General features: G+C 49.5%; 26 protein-coding genes, 2 pseudogenes and 1 other annotated feature. Of the genes and pseudogenes, 11 read left to right on the forward strand and 17 right to left on the reverse strand.

Going from position 1 to position 19,460, the window contains the following annotated elements:
* Positions 1-886: 886 nt before the first annotated feature.
* The 5 genes from QP109_RS04345 to QP109_RS04365 all read left to right on the forward strand — a co-directional run bounded on the left by QP109_RS04345 (position 887) and on the right by QP109_RS04365 (position 4,245).
* Positions 887-1,141 carry a hypothetical protein gene (locus QP109_RS04345; RefSeq protein WP_285023525.1) on the forward strand — a complete coding sequence of 85 codons (255 nt, stop codon included), beginning with the start codon at positions 887-889 and terminating at the stop codon, positions 1,139-1,141.
* 219 nt (positions 1,142-1,360) lie between these two features.
* The gene (locus QP109_RS04350) at positions 1,361-1,693 is read left to right on the forward strand and encodes a PadR family transcriptional regulator (protein WP_270773398.1); all 333 of its coding nucleotides are present in this window, start codon (positions 1,361-1,363) and stop codon (positions 1,691-1,693) included.
* A gap of 2 nt (positions 1,694-1,695) precedes the next feature.
* Positions 1,696-2,289, forward strand: coding sequence for a DUF1700 domain-containing protein (locus QP109_RS04355; RefSeq protein WP_285023528.1), 594 nt, complete (start codon positions 1,696-1,698; stop codon positions 2,287-2,289).
* Between the two features lie 279 nt (positions 2,290-2,568).
* Positions 2,569-3,201 (forward strand): ABC transporter ATP-binding protein, encoded by a 633-nt coding sequence (locus QP109_RS04360; RefSeq protein ID WP_285023529.1) that lies wholly within the window; start codon positions 2,569-2,571, stop codon positions 3,199-3,201.
* A gap of 246 nt (positions 3,202-3,447) precedes the next feature.
* Positions 3,448-4,245: a hypothetical protein gene (locus QP109_RS04365; protein ID WP_285023532.1), complete on the forward strand. Its 798-nt coding sequence runs from the start codon at positions 3,448-3,450 to the stop codon at positions 4,243-4,245.
* A gap of 424 nt (positions 4,246-4,669) precedes the next feature.
* Here QP109_RS04365 and QP109_RS04370 read toward each other — a convergent pair whose 3' ends face one another.
* From QP109_RS04370 to QP109_RS04395, 7 genes are all read right to left on the reverse strand, one after another.
* The gene (locus QP109_RS04370) at positions 4,670-4,825 is read right to left on the reverse strand and encodes a hypothetical protein (protein WP_285023533.1); all 156 of its coding nucleotides are present in this window, start codon (positions 4,823-4,825) and stop codon (positions 4,670-4,672) included.
* Positions 4,826-4,829: 4 nt separating this feature from the next.
* Positions 4,830-5,174, reverse strand: coding sequence for an ATP-binding cassette domain-containing protein (locus QP109_RS09290; RefSeq protein WP_350224210.1), 345 nt, complete (start codon positions 5,172-5,174; stop codon positions 4,830-4,832).
* Between the two features lie 146 nt (positions 5,175-5,320).
* Positions 5,321-6,016, reverse strand: a complete 696-nt coding sequence (locus tag QP109_RS04375; RefSeq protein ID WP_285023535.1) for a hypothetical protein — start codon at positions 6,014-6,016, stop codon at positions 5,321-5,323.
* Positions 6,017-6,020: 4 nt separating this feature from the next.
* Positions 6,021-6,686 (reverse strand): hypothetical protein, encoded by a 666-nt coding sequence (locus tag QP109_RS04380; protein WP_285015154.1) that lies wholly within the window; start codon positions 6,684-6,686, stop codon positions 6,021-6,023.
* A 118-nt stretch (positions 6,687-6,804) separates the two neighbouring features.
* A complete protein-coding gene (locus QP109_RS04385; protein ID WP_285023537.1) occupies positions 6,805-7,509 on the reverse strand; it encodes an ABC transporter ATP-binding protein in 705 nt (234 codons plus the stop codon).
* 102 nt (positions 7,510-7,611) lie between these two features.
* On the reverse strand, positions 7,612-8,076 hold the full coding sequence (locus QP109_RS04390) for a hypothetical protein (protein WP_285023539.1): 465 nt from the start codon (positions 8,074-8,076) through the stop codon (positions 7,612-7,614).
* Positions 8,077-8,083: 7 nt separating this feature from the next.
* Complete coding sequence (locus QP109_RS04395) at positions 8,084-8,224, reverse strand: class III lanthipeptide (protein ID WP_285023540.1); 141 nt, start codon at positions 8,222-8,224, stop codon at positions 8,084-8,086.
* A 666-nt stretch (positions 8,225-8,890) separates the two neighbouring features.
* Here QP109_RS04395 and QP109_RS04400 point away from each other — a divergent pair.
* Entirely contained in the window at positions 8,891-9,115 is a 225-nt protein-coding gene (locus QP109_RS04400; protein WP_285023543.1) for a hypothetical protein, read from the forward strand.
* A gap of 2 nt (positions 9,116-9,117) precedes the next feature.
* Here QP109_RS04400 and QP109_RS04405 read toward each other — a convergent pair whose 3' ends face one another.
* From QP109_RS04405 to QP109_RS04420, 4 genes are all read right to left on the reverse strand, one after another.
* Complete coding sequence (locus tag QP109_RS04405; RefSeq protein ID WP_285023545.1) at positions 9,118-10,677, reverse strand: recombinase family protein; 1,560 nt, start codon at positions 10,675-10,677, stop codon at positions 9,118-9,120.
* Positions 10,677-10,988, reverse strand: a complete 312-nt coding sequence (locus tag QP109_RS04410; protein ID WP_285023640.1) for a recombinase zinc ribbon domain-containing protein — start codon at positions 10,986-10,988, stop codon at positions 10,677-10,679. The genes QP109_RS04405 and QP109_RS04410 overlap by 1 nt, the downstream gene beginning before the upstream one ends.
* Before the next feature lie 61 nt (positions 10,989-11,049).
* Positions 11,050-11,973: an IS3 family transposase gene (locus tag QP109_RS04415; RefSeq protein WP_285023547.1), complete on the reverse strand. Its 924-nt coding sequence runs from the start codon at positions 11,971-11,973 to the stop codon at positions 11,050-11,052.
* Positions 11,881-12,009 (reverse strand) — a sequence feature (AL1L pseudoknot). It overlaps the preceding gene by 93 nt.
* Positions 11,970-12,275 carry a transposase gene (locus QP109_RS04420; protein ID WP_285023549.1) on the reverse strand — a complete coding sequence of 102 codons (306 nt, stop codon included), beginning with the start codon at positions 12,273-12,275 and terminating at the stop codon, positions 11,970-11,972. Its footprint overlaps the feature before it by 40 nt. The genes QP109_RS04415 and QP109_RS04420 overlap by 4 nt, the downstream gene beginning before the upstream one ends.
* 108 nt (positions 12,276-12,383) lie before the next feature.
* Here QP109_RS04420 and QP109_RS09295 point away from each other — a divergent pair.
* Together QP109_RS09295 and QP109_RS09300 are read left to right on the forward strand one after the other, a co-directional pair.
* A pseudogene (locus QP109_RS09295) lies at positions 12,384-12,839 on the forward strand (DUF3644 domain-containing protein); the annotation flags it as partial.
* A 48-nt stretch (positions 12,840-12,887) separates the two neighbouring features.
* Complete coding sequence (locus QP109_RS09300; protein WP_350224211.1) at positions 12,888-13,340, forward strand: hypothetical protein; 453 nt, start codon at positions 12,888-12,890, stop codon at positions 13,338-13,340.
* A gap of 322 nt (positions 13,341-13,662) precedes the next feature.
* Here the strand turns inward: QP109_RS09300 and QP109_RS04430 are convergent, their stop codons facing one another.
* Positions 13,663-14,376 (reverse strand): TetR/AcrR family transcriptional regulator, encoded by a 714-nt coding sequence (locus QP109_RS04430; RefSeq protein ID WP_285023553.1) that lies wholly within the window; start codon positions 14,374-14,376, stop codon positions 13,663-13,665.
* Positions 14,377-14,469: 93 nt separating this feature from the next.
* Between QP109_RS04430 and QP109_RS04435 the strand changes: the two genes are divergently transcribed.
* The 3 genes from QP109_RS04435 to QP109_RS04445 all read left to right on the forward strand — a co-directional run bounded on the left by QP109_RS04435 (position 14,470) and on the right by QP109_RS04445 (position 16,705).
* Entirely contained in the window at positions 14,470-15,693 is a 1,224-nt protein-coding gene (locus QP109_RS04435; RefSeq protein WP_350224212.1) for an MFS transporter, read from the forward strand.
* A gap of 161 nt (positions 15,694-15,854) precedes the next feature.
* Positions 15,855-15,989 (forward strand): GIY-YIG nuclease family protein, encoded by a 135-nt coding sequence (locus QP109_RS09305; RefSeq protein WP_350224207.1) that lies wholly within the window; start codon positions 15,855-15,857, stop codon positions 15,987-15,989.
* A 203-nt stretch (positions 15,990-16,192) separates the two neighbouring features.
* A complete protein-coding gene (locus QP109_RS04445) occupies positions 16,193-16,705 on the forward strand; it encodes a VanZ family protein (RefSeq protein ID WP_285023557.1) in 513 nt (170 codons plus the stop codon).
* On the opposite strand, the gene QP109_RS04450 is transcribed toward QP109_RS04445, so the two are convergent.
* From QP109_RS04450 to QP109_RS09310, 5 genes and pseudogenes are all read right to left on the reverse strand, one after another.
* Entirely contained in the window at positions 16,702-17,046 is a 345-nt protein-coding gene (locus QP109_RS04450; RefSeq protein WP_285023559.1) for a hypothetical protein, read from the reverse strand. The genes QP109_RS04445 and QP109_RS04450 overlap by 4 nt on opposite strands.
* Positions 17,043-17,480, reverse strand: coding sequence for an HK97-gp10 family putative phage morphogenesis protein (locus QP109_RS04455; protein WP_285023560.1), 438 nt, complete (start codon positions 17,478-17,480; stop codon positions 17,043-17,045). Before QP109_RS04455 ends, QP109_RS04450 begins: the two co-directional genes overlap by 4 nt.
* Positions 17,480-17,812: a phage head completion protein gene (locus tag QP109_RS04460; RefSeq protein WP_285023561.1), complete on the reverse strand. Its 333-nt coding sequence runs from the start codon at positions 17,810-17,812 to the stop codon at positions 17,480-17,482. The genes QP109_RS04455 and QP109_RS04460 overlap by 1 nt, the downstream gene beginning before the upstream one ends.
* Positions 17,813-17,827: 15 nt before the next feature.
* The gene (locus QP109_RS04465) at positions 17,828-18,145 is read right to left on the reverse strand and encodes a head-tail connector protein (RefSeq protein ID WP_048707971.1); all 318 of its coding nucleotides are present in this window, start codon (positions 18,143-18,145) and stop codon (positions 17,828-17,830) included.
* A 29-nt stretch (positions 18,146-18,174) separates the two neighbouring features.
* Positions 18,175-19,456 (reverse strand): annotated as a pseudogene (locus QP109_RS09310) (phage major capsid protein).
* Between the last annotated feature and the right edge of the window lie 4 nt (positions 19,457-19,460).

Genomic DNA, 19,460 nt, shown 5'->3' on the forward strand with positions numbered 1-19,460 from the left:
CGGCGGGCAATCCATAGCGAACCACAGGCTACAAGCAGTACCCTAAGAAAACACTCCGAAAAACAGTCCGCAGCCCCTTTTTCTACTTAACCCCCTTGTGAGATACTAAGTTATGACTATCGCTGAATGGATTGTGCTCGCGGTTCTCGTGCTAGTTGGATTTGCCATTTGGTGGCATTTCTCTCTGCGAAGGAGAATTGACAAGAGAATGCATGAAGCTCCTCCCGAAGAGCGTGAAGCTTTGATGAAAGTTCAACGAGATATTGATCGTGGCAAGGCGGCGCGCCAGGGATTCTTCTTCTAGGTACGTACCGTAGACTGCGACTCGTCTACAAGGAATGTCTGATGACTGGGCTTGGCCAGGATCGCGCTAACCAGAGACCTGTGGCAGCCAAATTAGTTGATCCGTCTGTGTGAGTATTCGGTAGTCACGATAGGGCGCCCAACGCATGAACTTTGGCTTCGGACACGAAGTTCTTCTCGGAGGTCTCTTGATACCCTAGTCTGCGCTCTGTGGGGCTACTCGTTCGAGAACGAGTACTGGCACATCACCGACGTATCAGAGAAAATAAAAACTAGGGCAAACGCCTAGGAAGCAAACCCAGGACACTTCACGGGTTTGGCCTGATAGTGAGCATCAAAGGTGTACTTTCCACGTATTTACTCAAATCCGTCAGGCTACTACGCGCCCGAAACTAGAGGCTTTTAAAGAACTGTACTCATTGGGAAAACAGCTGTTAAGGGTTAAAACACAGGCCAAGCCCTGGCCTGGATGGTCGACTACCAGGCCTGGGACCAGTACTGGAGCGGGTTTTTAGCCGAGAAAACTCTTACTGCTACAGGGTGGGCATACACTCATGAGCGTCTAGTTAGAGTACGTAACAGTATGAACAAGCTCATCAGTCGTGGCGTATTGTTTACGTTTTGTGATCCCGCCTGGCAAATGCCCGTGCCAGCGATGAATAACCAAATCGAAGGCGCGATCAACTCCCCTCGTCGCCACATGCTGCGCGGTCATCGCGGCATGGGTCTAACCTGGCGTATCAAAGCAATCTTTTGGTGGTGCTACATGCACACCGAGAACCCGCTACCAGCCACGCAAATCCTTAAAACCATGCCCACAGCACAGGCACCGACATAGAAAACGCCTGGCAACAAGCTAGCCTCAAACACCACACCAGTGGAATCATCCCAAAATGGGCAGACGCCATCGCATGGAACGAACTACACCACACCACCCCATACAACAACACCTGGGACTAACCCCCAGATGATACTATTTAACAACGTCTATACTGTGTAGTACACTATACTTGTCAAGGCACAGTAGCACTGTATTTGACGAAAGGTGATGGAGTTGATGAATGAAGAATGGATTTCGCAAATTAAAAGAGGAACACTTGAATATGCCATTCTTCTTCTGATCAAAGATGGGGATAGATACGGATATGACTTGATACAAACATTAGATGATTACCCTATGCTTAAAACAAAAGAAAACACGGTTTATCCATTGCTACGACGATTATTAAAGAATGGATATCTTGAATCGTATTGGCGGAACACGGATGACGGTGTGCCACCGAGAAAGTATTATCGAATAACTGAATCAGGATGTTCCTATCTTGATGAGTTGAACAGTGACTGGAAGACACTGATGAAAGATATTTCTAAGCTAAGGAAGGAATTATAAAAATGGGAAACAAGTCAAACAATATTGCATTAGAGAAATATTTGTCGCAGGTAGACAAACATTTAAAGCATATGCCCGTTTTCGAAAAGACTGACATTTTAAGTGAACTCAAGAGTTCATTTTATGAGCGCATGGAACAGGGGCAGACAGAAAACGATATTATTGCGGAAATGGGACCGGCAAAGGACTTCGCATTAAGCTACCTTGGCAAGGCTATTGTCGAGAATAAAAATTTTTCATTCAGACATTTTATGATGGCTTTAGGATTCTACTCTTTTGCTTCATTAGCGTGGGTTTCGCTGATTCCTACATTAGCTATATTTTCGGTTTCGTTCTTCTTTTCGTGTGGCGTCAGCGTTCTTGCCGGAGCAATGGGATTGCTTAAAGGCTTCCTGCATTTTCCGCTTATTGATAAGATGCAATTTGTTTTTTTCATGTACGAATTAAAAGGGATTCCTGCTCTTTTGGTAGGATTGTTATTGGCGGTTGTTTTCTTTTTCTTAGGAATTCTATGCTGGAAAGGAACTGTAGGAATGATTCGCCTTTTGCAGTCAACGAAATGGAAATTGGATAGTGATGTAAGGAGCGAAGCCTAACAGTACTGTTTTTACACGGCCTTGGATAAAATAAAGAATCATGGTGGAAAACATTAGATTATCTTGAGTGCAACAATGTGGTGTGCCCGGATTTGATACCAGCAGATGGAAACTTACTGCTCGAAACCGCCTCGAGACAATTCGAGACTTCGATGAAATCGTAGTATTGGATGAAGGAATAGTTGTGGAGAATGGATCTTTTGAATCGCTGTTAGAAGGCGGGGGACTATTCAGCAAAATGTATTTCGCATATCAAGAGTCAACGAAGGATGGGCTGTGATGATAAAGGTATCTTCCCTTCAAAAGAAGTACGGTGACATCCGTGCACTTGAAGATGTGTCTCTCCCTGTTGAAACCGGACAGATTGTTGGGTTCGTTGGTCCCAATGGTTCTGGAAAGTCTACGACTTTGCGCATCATTGCAGGGCTCGAAAAGGCAGATAGTGGAGACTGCACGGTTGATGGTGTCGAGGCGGGCAAGCTAGCTGACCCATGGTCAAAGCTTGCAACACTTCTTGACCGTCAGGGGGTCAATGGCGAACTAACGGCGATGCATGCCATGAGCGCATTGGGAGCCGCATATGGTGTGCCATCCGAAAGGATTATGTCGCTGATAGAGACTGTTGGACTAGACCACGCAAAGCATCGGCGAGTTAAATCGTTTTCACTGGGTATGAAACAAAGGCTTAATATTGCTCTGGCGCTACTGGCGGAGCCTAGCTATCTAATCTTAGATGAGCCGATGAACGGGCTTGATCCAGATGGCATTCTTTGGCTTCGTGACTTTTTGTCCAATTATCGCAACCAGGGTGGGGGAGTGCTGTTATCATCGCATACTCTTTCGGAAGTTGAAATCATTTCAGACGTGTTTGTGATAATAAAGAATGGGCGAACAAGTCTGGACAGGTACTAAGGAAAAGCTTGTCTCTGGTACAACTACGCACGTAACCGCGCAACAGCAATCGGTCTTGGTAGATGCTCTAAAGCGTCTTGACTATGCGTTCGAAATCGTTGCAAATGGCATTTTTGTTAAAGAGGTGTCACCTGTTGTCTTGGGACCGAAATTGGTAAACCTTGGTGTTCCAATAACTTGCCTTAAGGAAGTGGATAGATCACTCGAGGATGTCTATTTGTCCTTTTCTTCGGAAGGTGGAAAGTAATGGCTGATGTTAAGTATCGTAGTAGCACTCTCAGTGACTTTCGATTGCAGATGATCGTATTCAAGGGGTCACGTTCGGCACGATTGCTGATCTATACGGGCCTTGTTATCATGTTCGCGATCGCAATAGCGGTATCTTATAGCATAGCCCTCTCCTATAGTAAAGGAGAACCGCTTGAAGACGTCTCGTTTCTTTACGAGATTCCACTTTTTGGTTTTTCTTTTGCGCAAATCTTTTTTGGAGCTGCAATAATCGCCTACATTTGTGCCGAGTGGGGTTCTGGTTTTATCTATACCACTTTCGGGGCAAGTCGTCGACCTGCAAGGTTTATCGCATCTAAACTTTTTTGGCCACTAGCGTTTTCGTTATCAACATTCTTTGTAATTCTAATGGCGATTATTCCTCTCGAAGGCATCTTAGTATCACATGACACGCCATACACGATTACTCTAGCTGATGCTACAGTTTGGAGGCAGATTCTAGTCGCGTGTTTCAATTTGGCTACTAGTGTGTTGTTTGCGGGTGGATTGGCGTTTATCTTTCGCCATGCTGCTTCCGCGATCGGATCATATATTGCGATAAGCCTGATAGCTCCTATTGTATTTGGTCTTATACCGCTAGACATTTCAAAGACAATCAGTTCTTGGCTGCCCAACAATGTTTACGGATACTTGATTACACAAGATCCTGTGATGACAGGCACATTGAACTATCCACTCCTATTTTGTGCTGCTATAGCGTATCCCGTGATTTCGGTTTTGGTTGGATTTGTTAGATTCAAAAGGAACGTAGTCTAAACCGGTGGTAGCGATTAAGAGCTTGCGGCGTGTTCTCCGCATGAAAAGTTCTCACTTGGGTGGTTTTAATCCGGTTACAAATTGCCTGGAAAATCAGAACAACCTGCTACTATGTTCCGCGACCGCAGCATTGCCAACATGAACTTCCGTGTCGTGCACGGAAGTTCAATCAGTTTGCATACGAGAAGCGCGGAGAAAGAACCCATATCGTGGTGACAATGGCTGAGTTATAGCGCGACCTGGCGTGCAAAACATAGTAACCGTATTGACGACTTGACAGAGTAGATATACGTCGAGGAGCATTTCATGCAAAGTCCGAGAAGTTGGGCAACGGCACGAAAAGGTACCTTTTTAATATGTGCAAGCACGCGATAAGTAGATGTAAATTTACCGTGTGACTCTCAATTCGCTCCAGCTACATTTCCTACTTGGGCCATCCCAGCCAGACGGCGATTGCAATGAGGACGAGACCGGCCAATATTGATAGGGTCCACGCCTTATTGTTCTTAACTCGCATGCCACCAAGAACGAGAAGAATCAAGCCAAGCAGACCAGACCCTACCATTGCTAAGAATCCCATAGCTTTAATCCTTTCGTTTCCTCAGTTGTAAAACTCTCTCATGTCTGTCCGCAACGTAAAGATCGTGTGTGACAGTAACTATTGTTGCGCTGTGTTCCCTGGAAAGTCCGAATAGGAGACTTAGTATGCGTTCCCTGTTTTCAGGGTCAAGGGACGCGGTAGGTTCGTCCGCCAAGAGAATCCTTGGGCGTAGCATTACGGCACGGGCAAAGTTGGCTCTAGCTTTCTCACCTCCTGAACATTCAAGTGGCTTCTTGCGAACTATGTGTCCGATAGCAAGCGAGTCGACGACTTCTTCGTAGCGTTGTTGCCAATTGTGTAGCAGTTTCGAGAACTCCCTTAGTGGCATTAAAACTGTAAAAGCTTTACGTGCCGAAAGCCAAGCGATAGCAGCAACAGTGGCTTCAGCACAAGAAGTTAAAAAGACTGCAATCAAAATTGGTAAGGTCGTGGCAGTGCTAGCTCCACTTTTGAGACGATGCTTTGTCACTGCCGTTAGGCATTTTTCGACCTCCGCATTCCAATTATCAGCCAATTCAAAAAAAATAAGAGAAGGGTAATAAAGACAAAAAAGCTTATATCAACCAAGAGGTCTCGCATCAGCAAAGTACCATCTTGAAATTCTTGAATACGAGCATCCATACCTCGTTCAGTAATAAACGGTACTAGCCGTTCAACTGCCGGTTCCAAAAGGATCGAATACAAGACAATACCTGCGACTGCCACTACCCCTTTTCCCACCAACTGCCCAATCGCACAACCAAAACATGCAATGGCAGCAAACTCTGCTAACAATAATAAAGATATATTCAGGCGATACGGTATCCCTTGGCTACTCATTGTCGCCAACTCGATAAATGCCAAACTCCCGCACAATATCCCAAAGCATAAAATAAAACTATAAGAGGGAAGAATGCTCTTATACTGATTGCTTGCAGTGAGGAGAAGTCGAATTTCACTATCATAACTATTGCGGTTCACACCGGAAATCCATGAAGCGGAAAGCAATAACAAATATGCAATAACTGGCAAAGTGGTCGACGCCTCTACAGCTACTTTTGTTCCATTAATTTCAGCGCCAACCGCAGCTAGCGCAGCCCAAACCGGAATAACAGCAAAAGGCATAACCAGTGCTAGCAAATTCGCAGGTAACGTAACTGTAGCAATAAAATAGCTAGAGAGTGATCGCATATAGTCACCGGCGCTTTCTAACCGCTACAAGCAAATACAGAGCAGAGACGACTATTAGCCAAGCGATCAGCAGCATAAAAGATTGACCGATTGGAATTGAACCTTCACCATTATCCCAGAAAGCGAATGATTTACCGCCGATCAATGGAAGAAGATTATGTAATAATGGCACGCCCTGAAGCATTCCGGTCAGGGAAAGAAATAAAAGCCCAAGGAAGAATACAACAGAGAGAAATAATTTGTGCGTTAGAGCAGTAATCAATAGCGCCAAAACTGCGAAAAGTGCTGCAAATACTGCGACGCGACAATAGACAAAGAAGGCCTCGGCAATAGAAAGCGACTCTCGAATTTTGTCACCCGCCTGCAGAAAACAGATCACATAGTTCACTATCGCTGCTAACAAAGTCGCTGATAATGCCCAGGAAACAACCGCAAATACGCTACCGATTCTTCGAGATAGCAAATTCTTGGAATTTAGGAGAACAGATTCATGTTCACCCAAATTGTAATCCTTTTGTATAAGAAACGCAGCCGTTAAAGGGATGAAAATCACAGAAGACTGGTAAACAGGTCCAAGGTAACCTTCAGTGAGCAGCTTTGAAAGTGGCTTTGAAGCCAGCGAAGGGTCTAAACCATGTCCTGCAAAATCTCCGGACTCTATCGCCAGCATAATCTCTCCATTAATTACCGAAAATATTATACATAGCACCAGAACTGGGAGAGTAGCATATATCACTTCACTCCTGGACCAGAACCTTATAAATTCGGATCTAAAATCGTGCATGCACTTACCCCTCGCTCCGTGAGTGATTAATTCGGAAGTATGCCTCCTCCAGAGATGCATACTTTTCGCGTAGACACACTCGATCAAGCTGCTCGGCTATAATTCCCTTACGCAAGAAAACGAAGGAATCTGCTAGCTGCTCAAGCTCACTCATTAGGTGACTCGTTATCAGAACAGTTCCACCGTTATCCGCAAACTCTTGAAGCAACGTTCGTATCCACAACACTCCCTCAGGATCCAGACCGTTAACTGGTTCATCCAACACCAAAACACTTGGATTACCCAAAAGTGCTGTCGCTATCCTTAGTCGTTGCTTCATCCCTAAAGAAAAACCCTTAATTCTTCGCTTACTAACATCCCCTAAACCCACCTGAGACAGCTTTTCAATGCAGGTCGTCTTCGGTAATCCTTTTGCCGCAGCTACCCACCACAATTGATCAAGCGCTCGTCTCGAGGGGTGTGGTATCATCGTGTCAAGCGACACGCCAACGCCGTGATTGACCGAGAATTCTGTGTAGGGCTGACCATCAAAAAGAGCCTTACCCGAAGTAGCACTTTCCAGCTCTAAGAGAATACGTAAGAGAGTAGATTTCCCCGATCCGTTGGGGCCCACCAGACTGACAATCGATCCAGAGGGAACTACAAAGGTAACTTGCTTAAGAACTTCGTTAGTATCAAACTTCTTTGAAAGATTATCGAAAGTAATCACGACTGTCATCCTACCGCCAAACTGACGGAAAAGTTAGAGTTGATGCGCCTACATCGTCAGGTTCATTTTCTGATGACATAGCTTGGAGATTGAGTACGATGTTCATTGATCTTCCTTAATATATCCGAGTCCCAATTGGTTTCCACTGGGATAATTATTGCAAGTTACAGAGAGCCTTCTCGGTGAGTCTTCCCTTACGTCAACGGACTGCTTGAATTGCCCCACCAAGAATAGTGCCTGACCGTTTTTTGAGGGAAGATTGAAATGCGTATCAACCTTGCTCAAAATGGTTGAGCCCGCGCGACATTGCTCGAAGTCGTAGGATCTTCGAATTGCGTCGTTGGTGCTGAAAAGATAAAGGGTGTCCTTGAACTGATAATCGGTCGATAGTTCATCGCCGTTGTTGATATTCTGATAAATCCATTCCTTCTCGGCGTTTCTCTCTTGAAAGTCATCGGCTATATTTGCGGTGACGGAATACCAAACGCCACATGCTATGAAAGTTATGGCTACGATGCTAACGCCTAATAGGAGCCACCTTTTTTCTCTGGAGATCATAGTAGCCATGTTTCTATCAGCAAACCGCAATCGACGCCGAGCTCATCGGCATGAGCGTAGTCCAGATGCATCCGAAGGCGGAGATTGTTGAGAAAATTGATGCAGGCTTTGTTGTCCCCTCAACCTTCAGCGCCTGTAGCTCGAGAACGTCGCGCATGGCGACCTCCTTTGACTAGGTAGATAACTGTACGCGTTAATGTTACCGCTGCCACTTTTATTTGCAATGAAATCGTGGCTCTCACTCGCCTGCGTGCTGGGATGACGTTTAACCCCTCTGACCAGGTAATGTGGATTATCGCCAGTCACGACCGTTGGCTGATTGAGCACTAGCACGGTCATCGCCTTCATCTAAATCCTGTACTCCCGTCAGCTTCACCACGAGAATGACAATCCGTCACGGAAAGTGAATACAATGATGCCGTCTGCGTCTACTACGGAAGAATCAATGAACCGGCAGAAGAATGTGGAGCAACCTTTACGCGGGAGGAGTAACTTTTTCGCGGCACGGCTTTCGCGGGGTAAAGCCCGCTCCAAAATTCGTAGACAGAAAATCCATTAGTGATGTGCTCCGATCATTTGCGACCAAACCAATGCCTCCCGACTCAAGTCCGTAATCGGCATTTTGGCTTGTTATCAGGCGGAAAAGCCTGCTTGCACCGTCGCCCTCGAGCCGAACATTTTGTATCATCTTCAGCAGCTACATAACCAATTGCCTGCCGGTGTTGATACGTTGACGCGCCGGCAGGTTTTATTTTGCTCGGGTTGTTCATTTTGCCTCTGACGTGTGAGTGTTGATTTGCCCGGTTTAGGGGACAATGGGTTTATGGCGAAGAAGAACAACGATCCCATTGGTATGGCGCTGGTTTGGTTGGGTATTGCTTTGGTTGTGATGGCAGCTGGTGTTGATCTTGTTGCTTTTATCGTCAGCAATAATTACTGGAAGCTCGTAGGGCTGACGGCTCCGATTTGGGCGACGGGTATTTTGTGTTTCGTTGTGCTGGGTAAGCTAAGCGAGAACGAGAAGAAACGGAAAGATAGTAGCAAGTAGCGCTAATGCGCGGGGATTGTGGTGCCGTCTTTAAATATGACGATTACTTCGCCGGTTGGCGTTATTTCGATGCGTTGGCACAGGGCGTGGAAGGTAGCGGGGTCAAAGTCGCCTACATTGTCTAGTGTGGTGAGGGTGCGCCGGTAGTGGTTGAGTGTGGCTTTGAGGCCTGTGCGCCGCTTAATCTCCGCTTTGGTTGCTTCGTAGGTTTCGATGGCTTCACGTTGGCGGGCTTCGAGCTGGGTGAAGCGCTCTTGGTAGTCGTCTTGGTTTTGGGATTGATGCGCATTCGTGTTGATGGCTTGCTCGATGAGTTTCGCGGTGATCTCGATTTCAGCAGCTTGCTCAGCAGCTTGGGTTTCCAGCTCGCTGGTGTCGGTGAGCACAGTTTGCAAGAGTTTCCAGTCGATGAGGTCGCGTTGTTCGATGAGCTGGGCGAGTGCGCTCTGAAACATGGTTTGGAGGTGGTCATCGCGTAGGATCGGCATTTTGTCCGGGTGGGGTCTGGAGAATTTGTGGTTGCATTGCCAGACGACGGCCCGATACTTGCTTGTGGAGTGCCAGGTTTTGCTGCCGTAGGCTGAGCCGCAGTGAGTACAGTAAACCTTGCCTGTGAAGGCGCGTTCGCGTCTGCCTGTGCCGCGAGCCGCGAGTTCTGCTTGGGTGAGTTCCCAGGTTTCAGGGTCGATGATGGCTGGATGGGAGTCGGTCACGTAATATTGTGGGACTTCGCCTTCATTGGCTTTGCGCTGCTTGGTGAGGAAATCTACGGTGAAACGCTTCTGTAAGAGTGCGTCGCCTTTGTATTTCTCGTTGGTGAGGATGGAGTGGATGGTGGTGTGGCTCCATTTGTGTTTACGCCGAGGGGTCAGTATTCCGTCCGCGTCTAGTGAGGCTGCGATTTGGGGGATGCTCATGCCTTCGAGGTATTGGTGGTAGATGCGGCGCACGATTTCGGCTTGCTCAGGGTTGATTACGGGCTCGCCGTCTGGGCCGCGATTGTATCCGAGGAAGTTACCGTAGGGCATATAAACTTTGCCGTCTTGGAAACGTTTCCTGTGACCCCAGGTGACGTTCTCGGAGATAGATCTGGATTCTTCCTGGGCGAGGGAGGTCATGATGGTGATTAGCAGTTCACCTTTGGAGTCGAGTGTCCAGATATTTTCTTTCTCGAAAAACACCTCCACACCTTTATCCTTCAACTTCCTCACTGTTGTGAGGGAGTCGACGGTGTTGCGAGTAAATCGGGAGACGCTTTTGGTGACGATCAAGTCGATTTTTCCTGAGAGAGCGTCAGCTATCATGTGGTTGAATCCCTCCCGGTGTTTCGTGGAAGTGTCAGAGATTCCTTCATCGGTGTAGATGTCGACGTATTGCCAGCCGTCGTGGTTTTTGATGTAGTGCTCGTAATAATCCACTTGTGCCTCATACGAGTTCGCTTGGTCAGTATCGTCGGTGGAGACGCGAGCATAGCCAGCTACGCGGCGTAGCTGCTGGCCACTAATCGTGGTTGTAGTGGAGTGTAAGGGTTTGGTGACAGGGATAGTGGTAATCCGTGGCATCAGGCAGTCACCTCCTCACCGGTGCGGTAATCAATCATGGTGGTGTTCCCACTATTGAGGTGGATTGTCAGGAGCCAGTTCGGGCTGGCCTCAATCCGCTCGATCCAATCAACCACCTGCTGGTTGTCCCAAGCATGAAGCCCAAGCAGCCGCAGGATGATGGTGTGCAGGTTTTCTTCTCGTAGTTGATGAGCATGACAGGGGTTGCCCTTGCCTTTCGTGGCGGTTTCGCACCACCAGTATTTATAGGTCGAGTGTGCCAAGCGGCGGGTACGCCGATGATAGTTCCTGCCACAGATAGTGCAGGTGATGCGGTGTGTAAGAGCGCTATGTCAAGCCCCGGGTTTCCTAGAGGCTCTTTTTCTTGGTTTCCTAAGCAGCCGCGGACTCTGCCGCTGACTGGTTGATCCATTCAGACTGAACCTCGGTAGGCGGTCGGTACCCGATCGCTGAATGCAGCCGTGTCTGGTTGTACCAAGCCACCCACTTCGACGTCTCCGCCATCACCTCGATCAACCCCGACCACACTTTCCGGTCAATGAGTTCGGCCTTGTAGAACGAATTCAATGCCTCGGCCATCGCGTTGTCATACGAGTCCCCACGCGACCCCACCGACGTCACTACCTCTGACTCTGCCAGGGTCTCGCCATAGCGAATCGACCGGAATTGCACCCCGCGATCCGAGTGGTGGACGAGCCCGGAGACGTCTTGACCGGCCCGGTATTTCGCAGCCAGAGCCATCGTCAGAGCGTCCCGGGCCAGGGACTCTCGCATATGGTTCGTCACCTGCCAGCCGACGATCTCCCGGTGGAAGACATCGAGGATGAACGTCGTGTACACCCACCCAGCAGACGTCGGAACATAGGTGCTGTCCGCGACACATAAGCAATTGGGTGCCGGTGCCGCGAACTCACGCTCGACAAGATCATCCGGACACTCCTCAGCCCTAGCCGAAGCCGTCTTCGGGCGCTTCCTCCTGCGTCGGATCCCGTCGATGCCTAACAGACGCATCAGCCGCTCCACCGTGCAGCGGGCCACCGGTCCGAACTGATCGGCGTACTCGCGGTTGATCGCCTTCCACATCTTCCGCACCCCATAACAGGAATAGTTCGCCTCATAGACATCCTGGATGACCACCATCAGCGCCTGGTCCCGGCGGGCTCTGGCTGATGGCTGACGCTTCTTGTGGGCGTAATACGAGCTCACAGCAATCCGTGCCGCAGTCCCGGACAGGGCGCGCACGATTGGCTCGACTCCGAACTCGTGACGATTGTCATCAATGAAGGTGACAATCACTTCGATGGGCGGTCGAGCTCCGCCGCGAAGAAAGCCGACGCTCTCTTCAAGATCTCGTTGGCCCGCTTCGCTTCGGCCAGCTCAGCCCGCAAACGGCGATTCTCCGCTTCAAAATCCACGGACTCAGTCGGTGTGGCCTTACCGGAGTCCTTGTGCTTACGCACCCAGACTCGCAAGGTCTCTTTGCTAAGGCCCAGTTCGTTCGCGATACGGGTGATGGCTCCGTTCGCGGTCTCCGGATCGGCCTGAGCATGGATGACAAGCTCTACGGCACGAGCCTTAAGTTCGTCGGTGTATTTCACTGGCAAGAGAGAATCTCCTTCTTCCAATCTCCCAGCCTCTATTATCCCCGGGGTAATCCACTCGCCGCGATCGAGGTCTACAACAAGCCGTAGACAACGTACCGGGAGCAGGTCGTCACCGTCTTGGTCGTCAATGCGTGGGAACTCATTTTGAAGGCGGCATTGCGAAAATCACGGAAGAACATCTTCTACAAGAAGAAGCGCGGAGAGGACTACAGGTCCTTATCGCTGGAGCACTGTATCGCAGAAATGGACAAGTATCGCCTTTGGCCCGAAACGGTTGATGGCGACGGCGTCCGAGCGAACCTCCACATCCTAACCGACTATCGAAATAAGATCATTCACCTTTACGTCGCTGACGATCTAAATAGCGTCCTCTACATGTTCTTACAGCAGAGCATTGTGAACTACAGAGACTTCGTGCTTGCGATTTTCGACAAGGACCTAGCCGATGACATCACGTGGACGTTGCTCCCACTGGCGGCTCGTACCCCAAGCGATACGATTCGCTCGCTCCGGGTGGATGGAGATGTGAAGTCTGCACAGGTAGTCGAGGACTTCCTTCGAGACCTACGGCAGATTATAGGCAAGGCCGAAAGCCTAGGCGCTGACATGGGGCGGATCGCAATCGTTCAGGAGATCAACCTGCAATCAGGCAAGAAGATCAGCCGCGCCGATCTTGAGGTTGCCATTAACCAAGGCGCGCCAGCAACAATCGTCCAGCGCAAAGTCGATCCCAATGACACTCACCTGTTTTCAGCAGGGGAATTGGTGGAGCGGGCGAATGAGGTCCGGAAGCATGGCAGGAAGCTCACGATGCATGATTTCACGTGTATGGCTTGGCGGCACGGACTCCGCGAAGACACGAAGTATGCCTGGCGAGGAAAACACAATCCTTCCTGGGTCTGGTCGGGTGATGCCTTGAGTTTCCTCAAGAACCAAACCGACGAGGATTTCGATCGTGTCCGGGAGGAATACAAGAACTACCTGCGGGAGAAACGACACGGGAAGAAGGAGAGCGAACACCCTCCTCGATACCTTTTGACGGCGACCCATACATTTTGACGCCACGGCTTCCAGCGCTCCTGGCGGGTACAAATGGTGCCGTAGCTCAGGCGGAAGACGCCTGAACGCCCCTGTCACTACTACCGCGAGAATGCTCGCGAGCAGCACACGGATTCTCTAGATCCTGCCTTCCAGCAGGTTTTACGCGGTTAACGCGTACTCGCACACACCGTTATCTCGTATCAATAGCGACAACCAACGTTTTTCTTGTATTCAATGGAAAATCGCAGGAAATAGAGGGAGAGGCTGAAAAGGTTCTGCTCTTAGCTGGATGCCTTGCGATTTTGGGCAATATCTTGTGCGTATTGATGAGTTTTCTTGTTCACAGGTTCGTTAGGCGTTTTTCGCGAGGTAAGATCGCTATCTCTAAACCGGCGAGTACGACTTCTATGATGATTTCAAAGTATTCCTGGCTCATGCGGTCTTCGTTTTTCGGGTTGGCTAGCGGAATTAAGTAGCCCTGGAGGATGTCAGCCAGCGTTGTGGAGCAGGCAGCTAGGGGCTGAAGCCGGGTAATCATTTGGTCTAGGTCGTGGCGCTGTTCCTGCTTGGTTGGGCTGCGCAAGTTGCGAGCAGTAATGCTCCACAGCATCGTGTTGATGATAATTGAGTATGCGATGTGAATGTACTGGCTAAAACCAGCGTCCCGTAGTTTTTCGTAAGCCACCTCCAAGATTGGTAGCAACGCGGCGTCCATATGTCCATACATCAGTTTGTCGGTGATTCCGGGGAATTCAAGAAAGATGGGCCTGACATTTCCTGCTAGGGAGATGAACCAATCTTTCCATTCCAGCTGCTCGTCCGGTAGCTCGATGGTGCTAGTGATTTCGCCGATTACAGAAGCGGTAATGGCGTCACGGTTCTGGTAATGGTGGTAGATGACAGAGGGAACTACTCCTAGACGCTGCGCAAGGTCGCGAATCGACCATTTTTCTAGACCGCACTCTCGGGTCAGTTCCATTGCGGCGTACATGATCTTTTCCTGCGTCAGCCAGGCGCGTCTACCCGTGTTTACCCGCTTGTCTTTATTTCCCACGAAAACAGCATACCCTCAACCTCGACAATACTAGAACGTTGTTCTAGTATTGTTTCAGCTTGATTGGCAGCTCACTTTGGAAAGGATGTTTTAATGTGTGCCACTAATGAACGAAACGAGAAAGTCGAATCAAAAATAACGGGACTGTTTCCCCTGTTTTTGACGGTGTTGCTGGCATATATGGGGCAGATGATCCTTAATCCAATTCTGGCTCCGTTATCGCGCGAAATCGGGTTGAAGGAATGGCACATTGGCGCCACTATTTCGTTAGCTGCCATCATGTTCTCTCTTACCTCTACCAGGTGGGGACGGGTCTCATTGCGATGGGGATCTCGGCGTATTTTGCTTATTGGCATGTTTGCCGGAATCCTGGCTCTAGGCGGATTCGCTATGGTGGTGTGGCTAGGATTTAAGGGTCTGCTCACTGGCATAGCGTTGATTCTAGGAGTAGTCATAACTAGGGGCGTGTTGTACGGCGGTGCCATCGCATCAGTATCCCCAGCAGCGCAAACCTACGTTGTGACTCATACTTACAGTGAGGCGCAACGGGTAAAAGGTGTGGGAGTATTGGGCGCTGCACAAGGATTCTCGTCTATTCTTGGAGCCTTATTGGGTGGCAGCCTTGCAGCTATAGGAGGTTTCATGATGCCCTTGCTGGTGATGCCTCTGGTCATGCTTTTGGGCGTTGTCGTTTTGCTGTTAACATTCAAACCCAAAGGTGGAGAAGAAAAAGTCGCTCAACCGGCAAAAGTTTCCTATTTTGATTCAAGAGTATTCGTGTTCCTGGCTTGCGGTTTCCTAATGTTTACTGCTTTTTCTACCGTGGCTACACTTTTCGGCTTTTTGCTGCAGGATGTTTTGAAGCTAGCGGCCGGTGCCACAGCAGGGCTCACCGCTTTGTGCATGTCAATAATGGGTGTGGTGATGATACTGGCGCAGGCCTTGGTGGCTCCAAGGTTAAACTGGGGTGCTAAAAAGCTCTTTAGAAGAGGATTAATAATTGTTCTTCTCGGGTTACTGCTCTTGGTTTATCCACTAAATCTTGGATTGTTCATCGTGGCCAGCATCTTGACAGGTTTTGGTCTAGGCCTGGCGATGCCTGGCTACAACACGGCGCCTACTTTGCAAATGAAGCCCGAAGAGCAAGGTGGGCTGGCCGGGTTGATTAATGCTAACAATGGTGCGGCCTATGTAGTGGCGCCGATAGCCTCCACTGCACTTTACGGGCTCTCTCCGTGGCTACCAATGACATGTTGCACAGTCTTGATAGCTGCGGCAATTTTGCTGAGTTTTTACCATCCCGAGTTCCGCAAATAATCTCTTTATGATTAGAAGCAAAAACCATAAAAATTCCTGCTAAAGCGGTGTTGACTTCAGCAGAATTATGATGTCTAGTCGCTACGAGATTCAAACAAACTCAAACGTCTCAAAAACCCCATGCAAACACGGGGTCATTCAGCTCAATCGCTTGTAATGGTGTGTATATTCTTCTTGGTAATGACCCTGGAGCTATTGAGAACACGTGGGGCTATATAGGTAAGACAGAAAACTTTGTTGAGCGCTTACGCGATCATGACAAAAAACGAAACTGCAGTGGGAAAAGGTCGGGTTAATATCCAACTCCACAGACAATTCTGCAGATATTGCTTTAGCGAGCGGTTTAGGAACGGCATAGGTTTCCTCACCGCTGGTGGGATCTTCGCTAATGCTCGCGTAGTAGAGCTTGTCTAAACCAATAGTTGCCATGATGTTTCTCCTTTTGGGTAGTAATTTTCGTTAGATGTCATCGAGAGATAGAAAGAGATAGAATTGGGGCATGAGAGAGAAAACGCGATGCTTGACCTATGCGGTGTTCGGGATTTATCTGCTCTTGTTGTTGTGGATGGTGCTGTTCAAATTCGCCACCAGCGTTGACGACATACTGGGCATGCGGCATGTGCGCTACTTAAATCTGATCCCATTTACAGATTCTGCGAATCTTTACGGGTCGAACTTCTTTGATGAGATCGCGGTCAACTTCCTTATTTTCATCCCGTTTGGCATGTACATGAGGATGTTGTTGAAACGGCGCTCATGGTTAATTCAATTGCTCCCACCGTTTTTAGCAAGCGTGGCATTCGAGGTCGTTCAGTACGTTTTCGCTATTGGGGTCAGCGATATCACCGATGTCATAATGAACACTGCTGGAGCCGCTACTGGCTTAGCAGTTTTTGCTCTGCTAGCCAGATTCTGGCCTGAAAAGAGCGAAAAAGTCATTAACGTCATCGGGTTAGTCCTGGAGATCTTGTTCATCGGATTTTTGACTTTCCTGATCATTGCAAACTCTTAAGGACAGGCTCTAAAACTCGAAACATCGATGGAATAGTGGTGAAAACCGGTATCGTCCTCGTATCCGATATAGCGCCTGGCTGTGATAACCAGGCGAGCGCTGATTAGAGCTTTCGTGATCTGGTCTCTTAGTGCTAAGTAGTTGGTTTTCGTGAACAGGCTGATTCGGGCTTCTTCTATTTCGATACCGGGGGTGTTGTCGGCGAAGATCTCGAAAGAATCTGTTAACGGGGTGAATACTAGATACGTGTGTGGGGCTGGGGAGTCGGTGTAGCAGCTGACTGCATAGGCGAGCCCAAGTTGTTTAGCTATGTGGCTTAGGTTTTCTAAAAGCCCGATCATGGTTTCACCTGCTGAATTCGCACGGCTAGGGTTTGTTTCATTGCGGTGATTGCGGCTCGCCTGGTTTGTGAACGCGTGGGGGCTAGGAAGGGTCTAGCGGGCTGGTTGGAGCGCCCGTGTTCAAGGACGTTAGCGATTAGTGCGTTAGCTCTACCATCGTCTCGGTTCTCGGCGAAACCAACTTTGACGTTGTAGTCGCCGCGGCTATTGACTTTTACTGGCGCGGTTCCTAACGCTTTGGCGAGCTGACCGGTAGAACGGGAGGGCTGTTTCGTTGAGCTGCCGATTGCTGCAGAAAGGTTAGAGCGCATACGCGGCTCCACTATGTTAGCCCCGGCTTTAAGCACTTGCTCAGCGGAGTTATCAATGAGGCTGCTGGCTGAGTCGAGTGCGTCAATGAAATCGTTGGGAAGCTTGATTTGTACGCGAGCCATCAGGGTGCTCCTTCTGCTTCGGTGCGGTGAGCCAAAATCTCGATATAGCGGCCGATAGGTTCAATAGCATCAATAACGTACCTGCCACGTGCGGAGCTGATTTGCATCGCCTCGGTTATTTTTATGCCCGGTATTGCTCGGATCCTAAATAACAGGTCTGCTTTGGTGTAGGCGGCGCGGTTGACCCAAGCCGGTGAAGCGTGCCGCACTTCCATATATGCGCGCACCGAAGCTATAACCTCGTCACCAGTAGTGGCGAACCCGGCAGTGTCTTTGCTAACGATTGGCTGTATCAGGTCGATGTGCTCGCTCATTTTTCCTAGCGTTGCCATGGGGCGCGTCTTTCTTTAGATTTTCCAGTCCCGATCCAGGCGAAGCAGGGTGTTGACTGCGTTCCACACGGCGCGGGCAGCATCGGTTTTGTCTGCCCAAAACCCGGCGGTTGCTCCATCTCTGGATTCGTAGAAATGGGTGGCGAGCATGATAATGCCTTGCCGGGTTGCCTGCGACATGGGCTCCGTTTGGTAGTAGCCCTCGGGCAGATGTTGGTAAGCGGTAGCGTAGGAGATGGCAGCCAAAACAAACGAGGCAATCAAAGAATCATCCTCGCTATGGTCGACCAGTAGATTCTGCTTGACTAAGGCCATGAGTTCGTCTGTTTTCATGGCTGCCACCTCCTAACTATTTTTATGGTTTACCCCGCGGTTTTCTGGGTAAGAACCTTGATCGCTTCGGGTAAGACGAGCTTGCCGTCTAGGCGTTGGGAGGCGAGGAACCTGATCTGCCCGGTGGTTGCAAATAGCTCGTTGAGGCGTTTGAAGGAGCGGCCTTGCCGGTCAGAAATCCAATAAAAACCGAGGTCGCCGAACGCTACTGTGCGTGCTCCTGCTTTCAGCTCGGGGACAAAAACACTGGTGCAGACGGGGCGGCCAAGGATCATGTCGGGAGTGCCGGCAGTTATCGCCGGTTGCCACAGGTATTGCCCATTAGCGTCCTTGAGCTTGCGTATGGTCTTTACTGTTGCATCGTTCATCAGCCACACCGCGCGAGCCCGGTAGGGGGCACGAAAACTGTAGTGCAGATCGATGAGTTCATCAGCGCTAATGTCGGTAGGCTTGGTGGTGGTCACGCCAGGGTCTGCGCTGCCGGTGGGGTTGAAGATGCCGGTGGGTTTACCTTTACCATCGCCAACCAGGAAGGCTTCTTCTTCAGCAGCTCCAATACGGCGAGCAAACTCGCTCGCTAGGTATTGTTCAACGTTAAATGCTGCATCGTTGAGCACTTCTTCGCTGATTTTCAGGAAGGTACCCAGCTTGAACGCCGACAGGGAGATTTGGGTGAAGGCTTCATCGGATTCGTTGTATGGTTTGCCTTCATCCAGCCAGGTAGCGGTGCCATGGGTAGACACGACAGGGATTTTACGATCCCCGGAGGTGGTTTGGATGACTTTCGCGAGGGTGCGCATGATGTTTTGGTCGGCTAAAGACTGCACTAGGGTGCGTTCGAACTCGTCAGGTACTAGGTATCCTCCCGGATACTGACGCAGATAAGGCACAATCGGTGCGTTCGAACTCGTCAGGTACTAGGTATCCTCCCTCAGAATCCACCCCCTCGCTTAGCGCATTCCTTACTTCCATGGGTGAGGTGTTCAGCCGCATCGCATCTCAAAACGACCGCTTGTAGGAAGCTGTAGCACGGGCAGGCTTGACCTTGCCATCCTCATCTAGGTCAGTGCCGGGTGTGGCGGTGATGGGTGCCCGGGTCACCTTGGCAAGAGTGTTTTCTAGGCGTTCGGCTCGCTCACATCGAGCAATCTCGCCGCTAAGTGCCTCAATCTCAGCCTCCATTTTGGCGTAGGCCGCATCATCTTCGGCGTTTAGACAGCCAGTCTCGCTATCGCGCCGCTCATCTAGAAACTTCTTAGCCTTATTCCAGGTTTGGGCACGCCGGGTATACAAATCAGTAACAGTAGTCATAATG

This window comes from Pauljensenia sp. UMB9872 (assembly GCF_030212665.1).
Classification (GTDB): domain Bacteria; phylum Actinomycetota; class Actinomycetes; order Actinomycetales; family Actinomycetaceae; genus Pauljensenia; species Pauljensenia turicensis_B.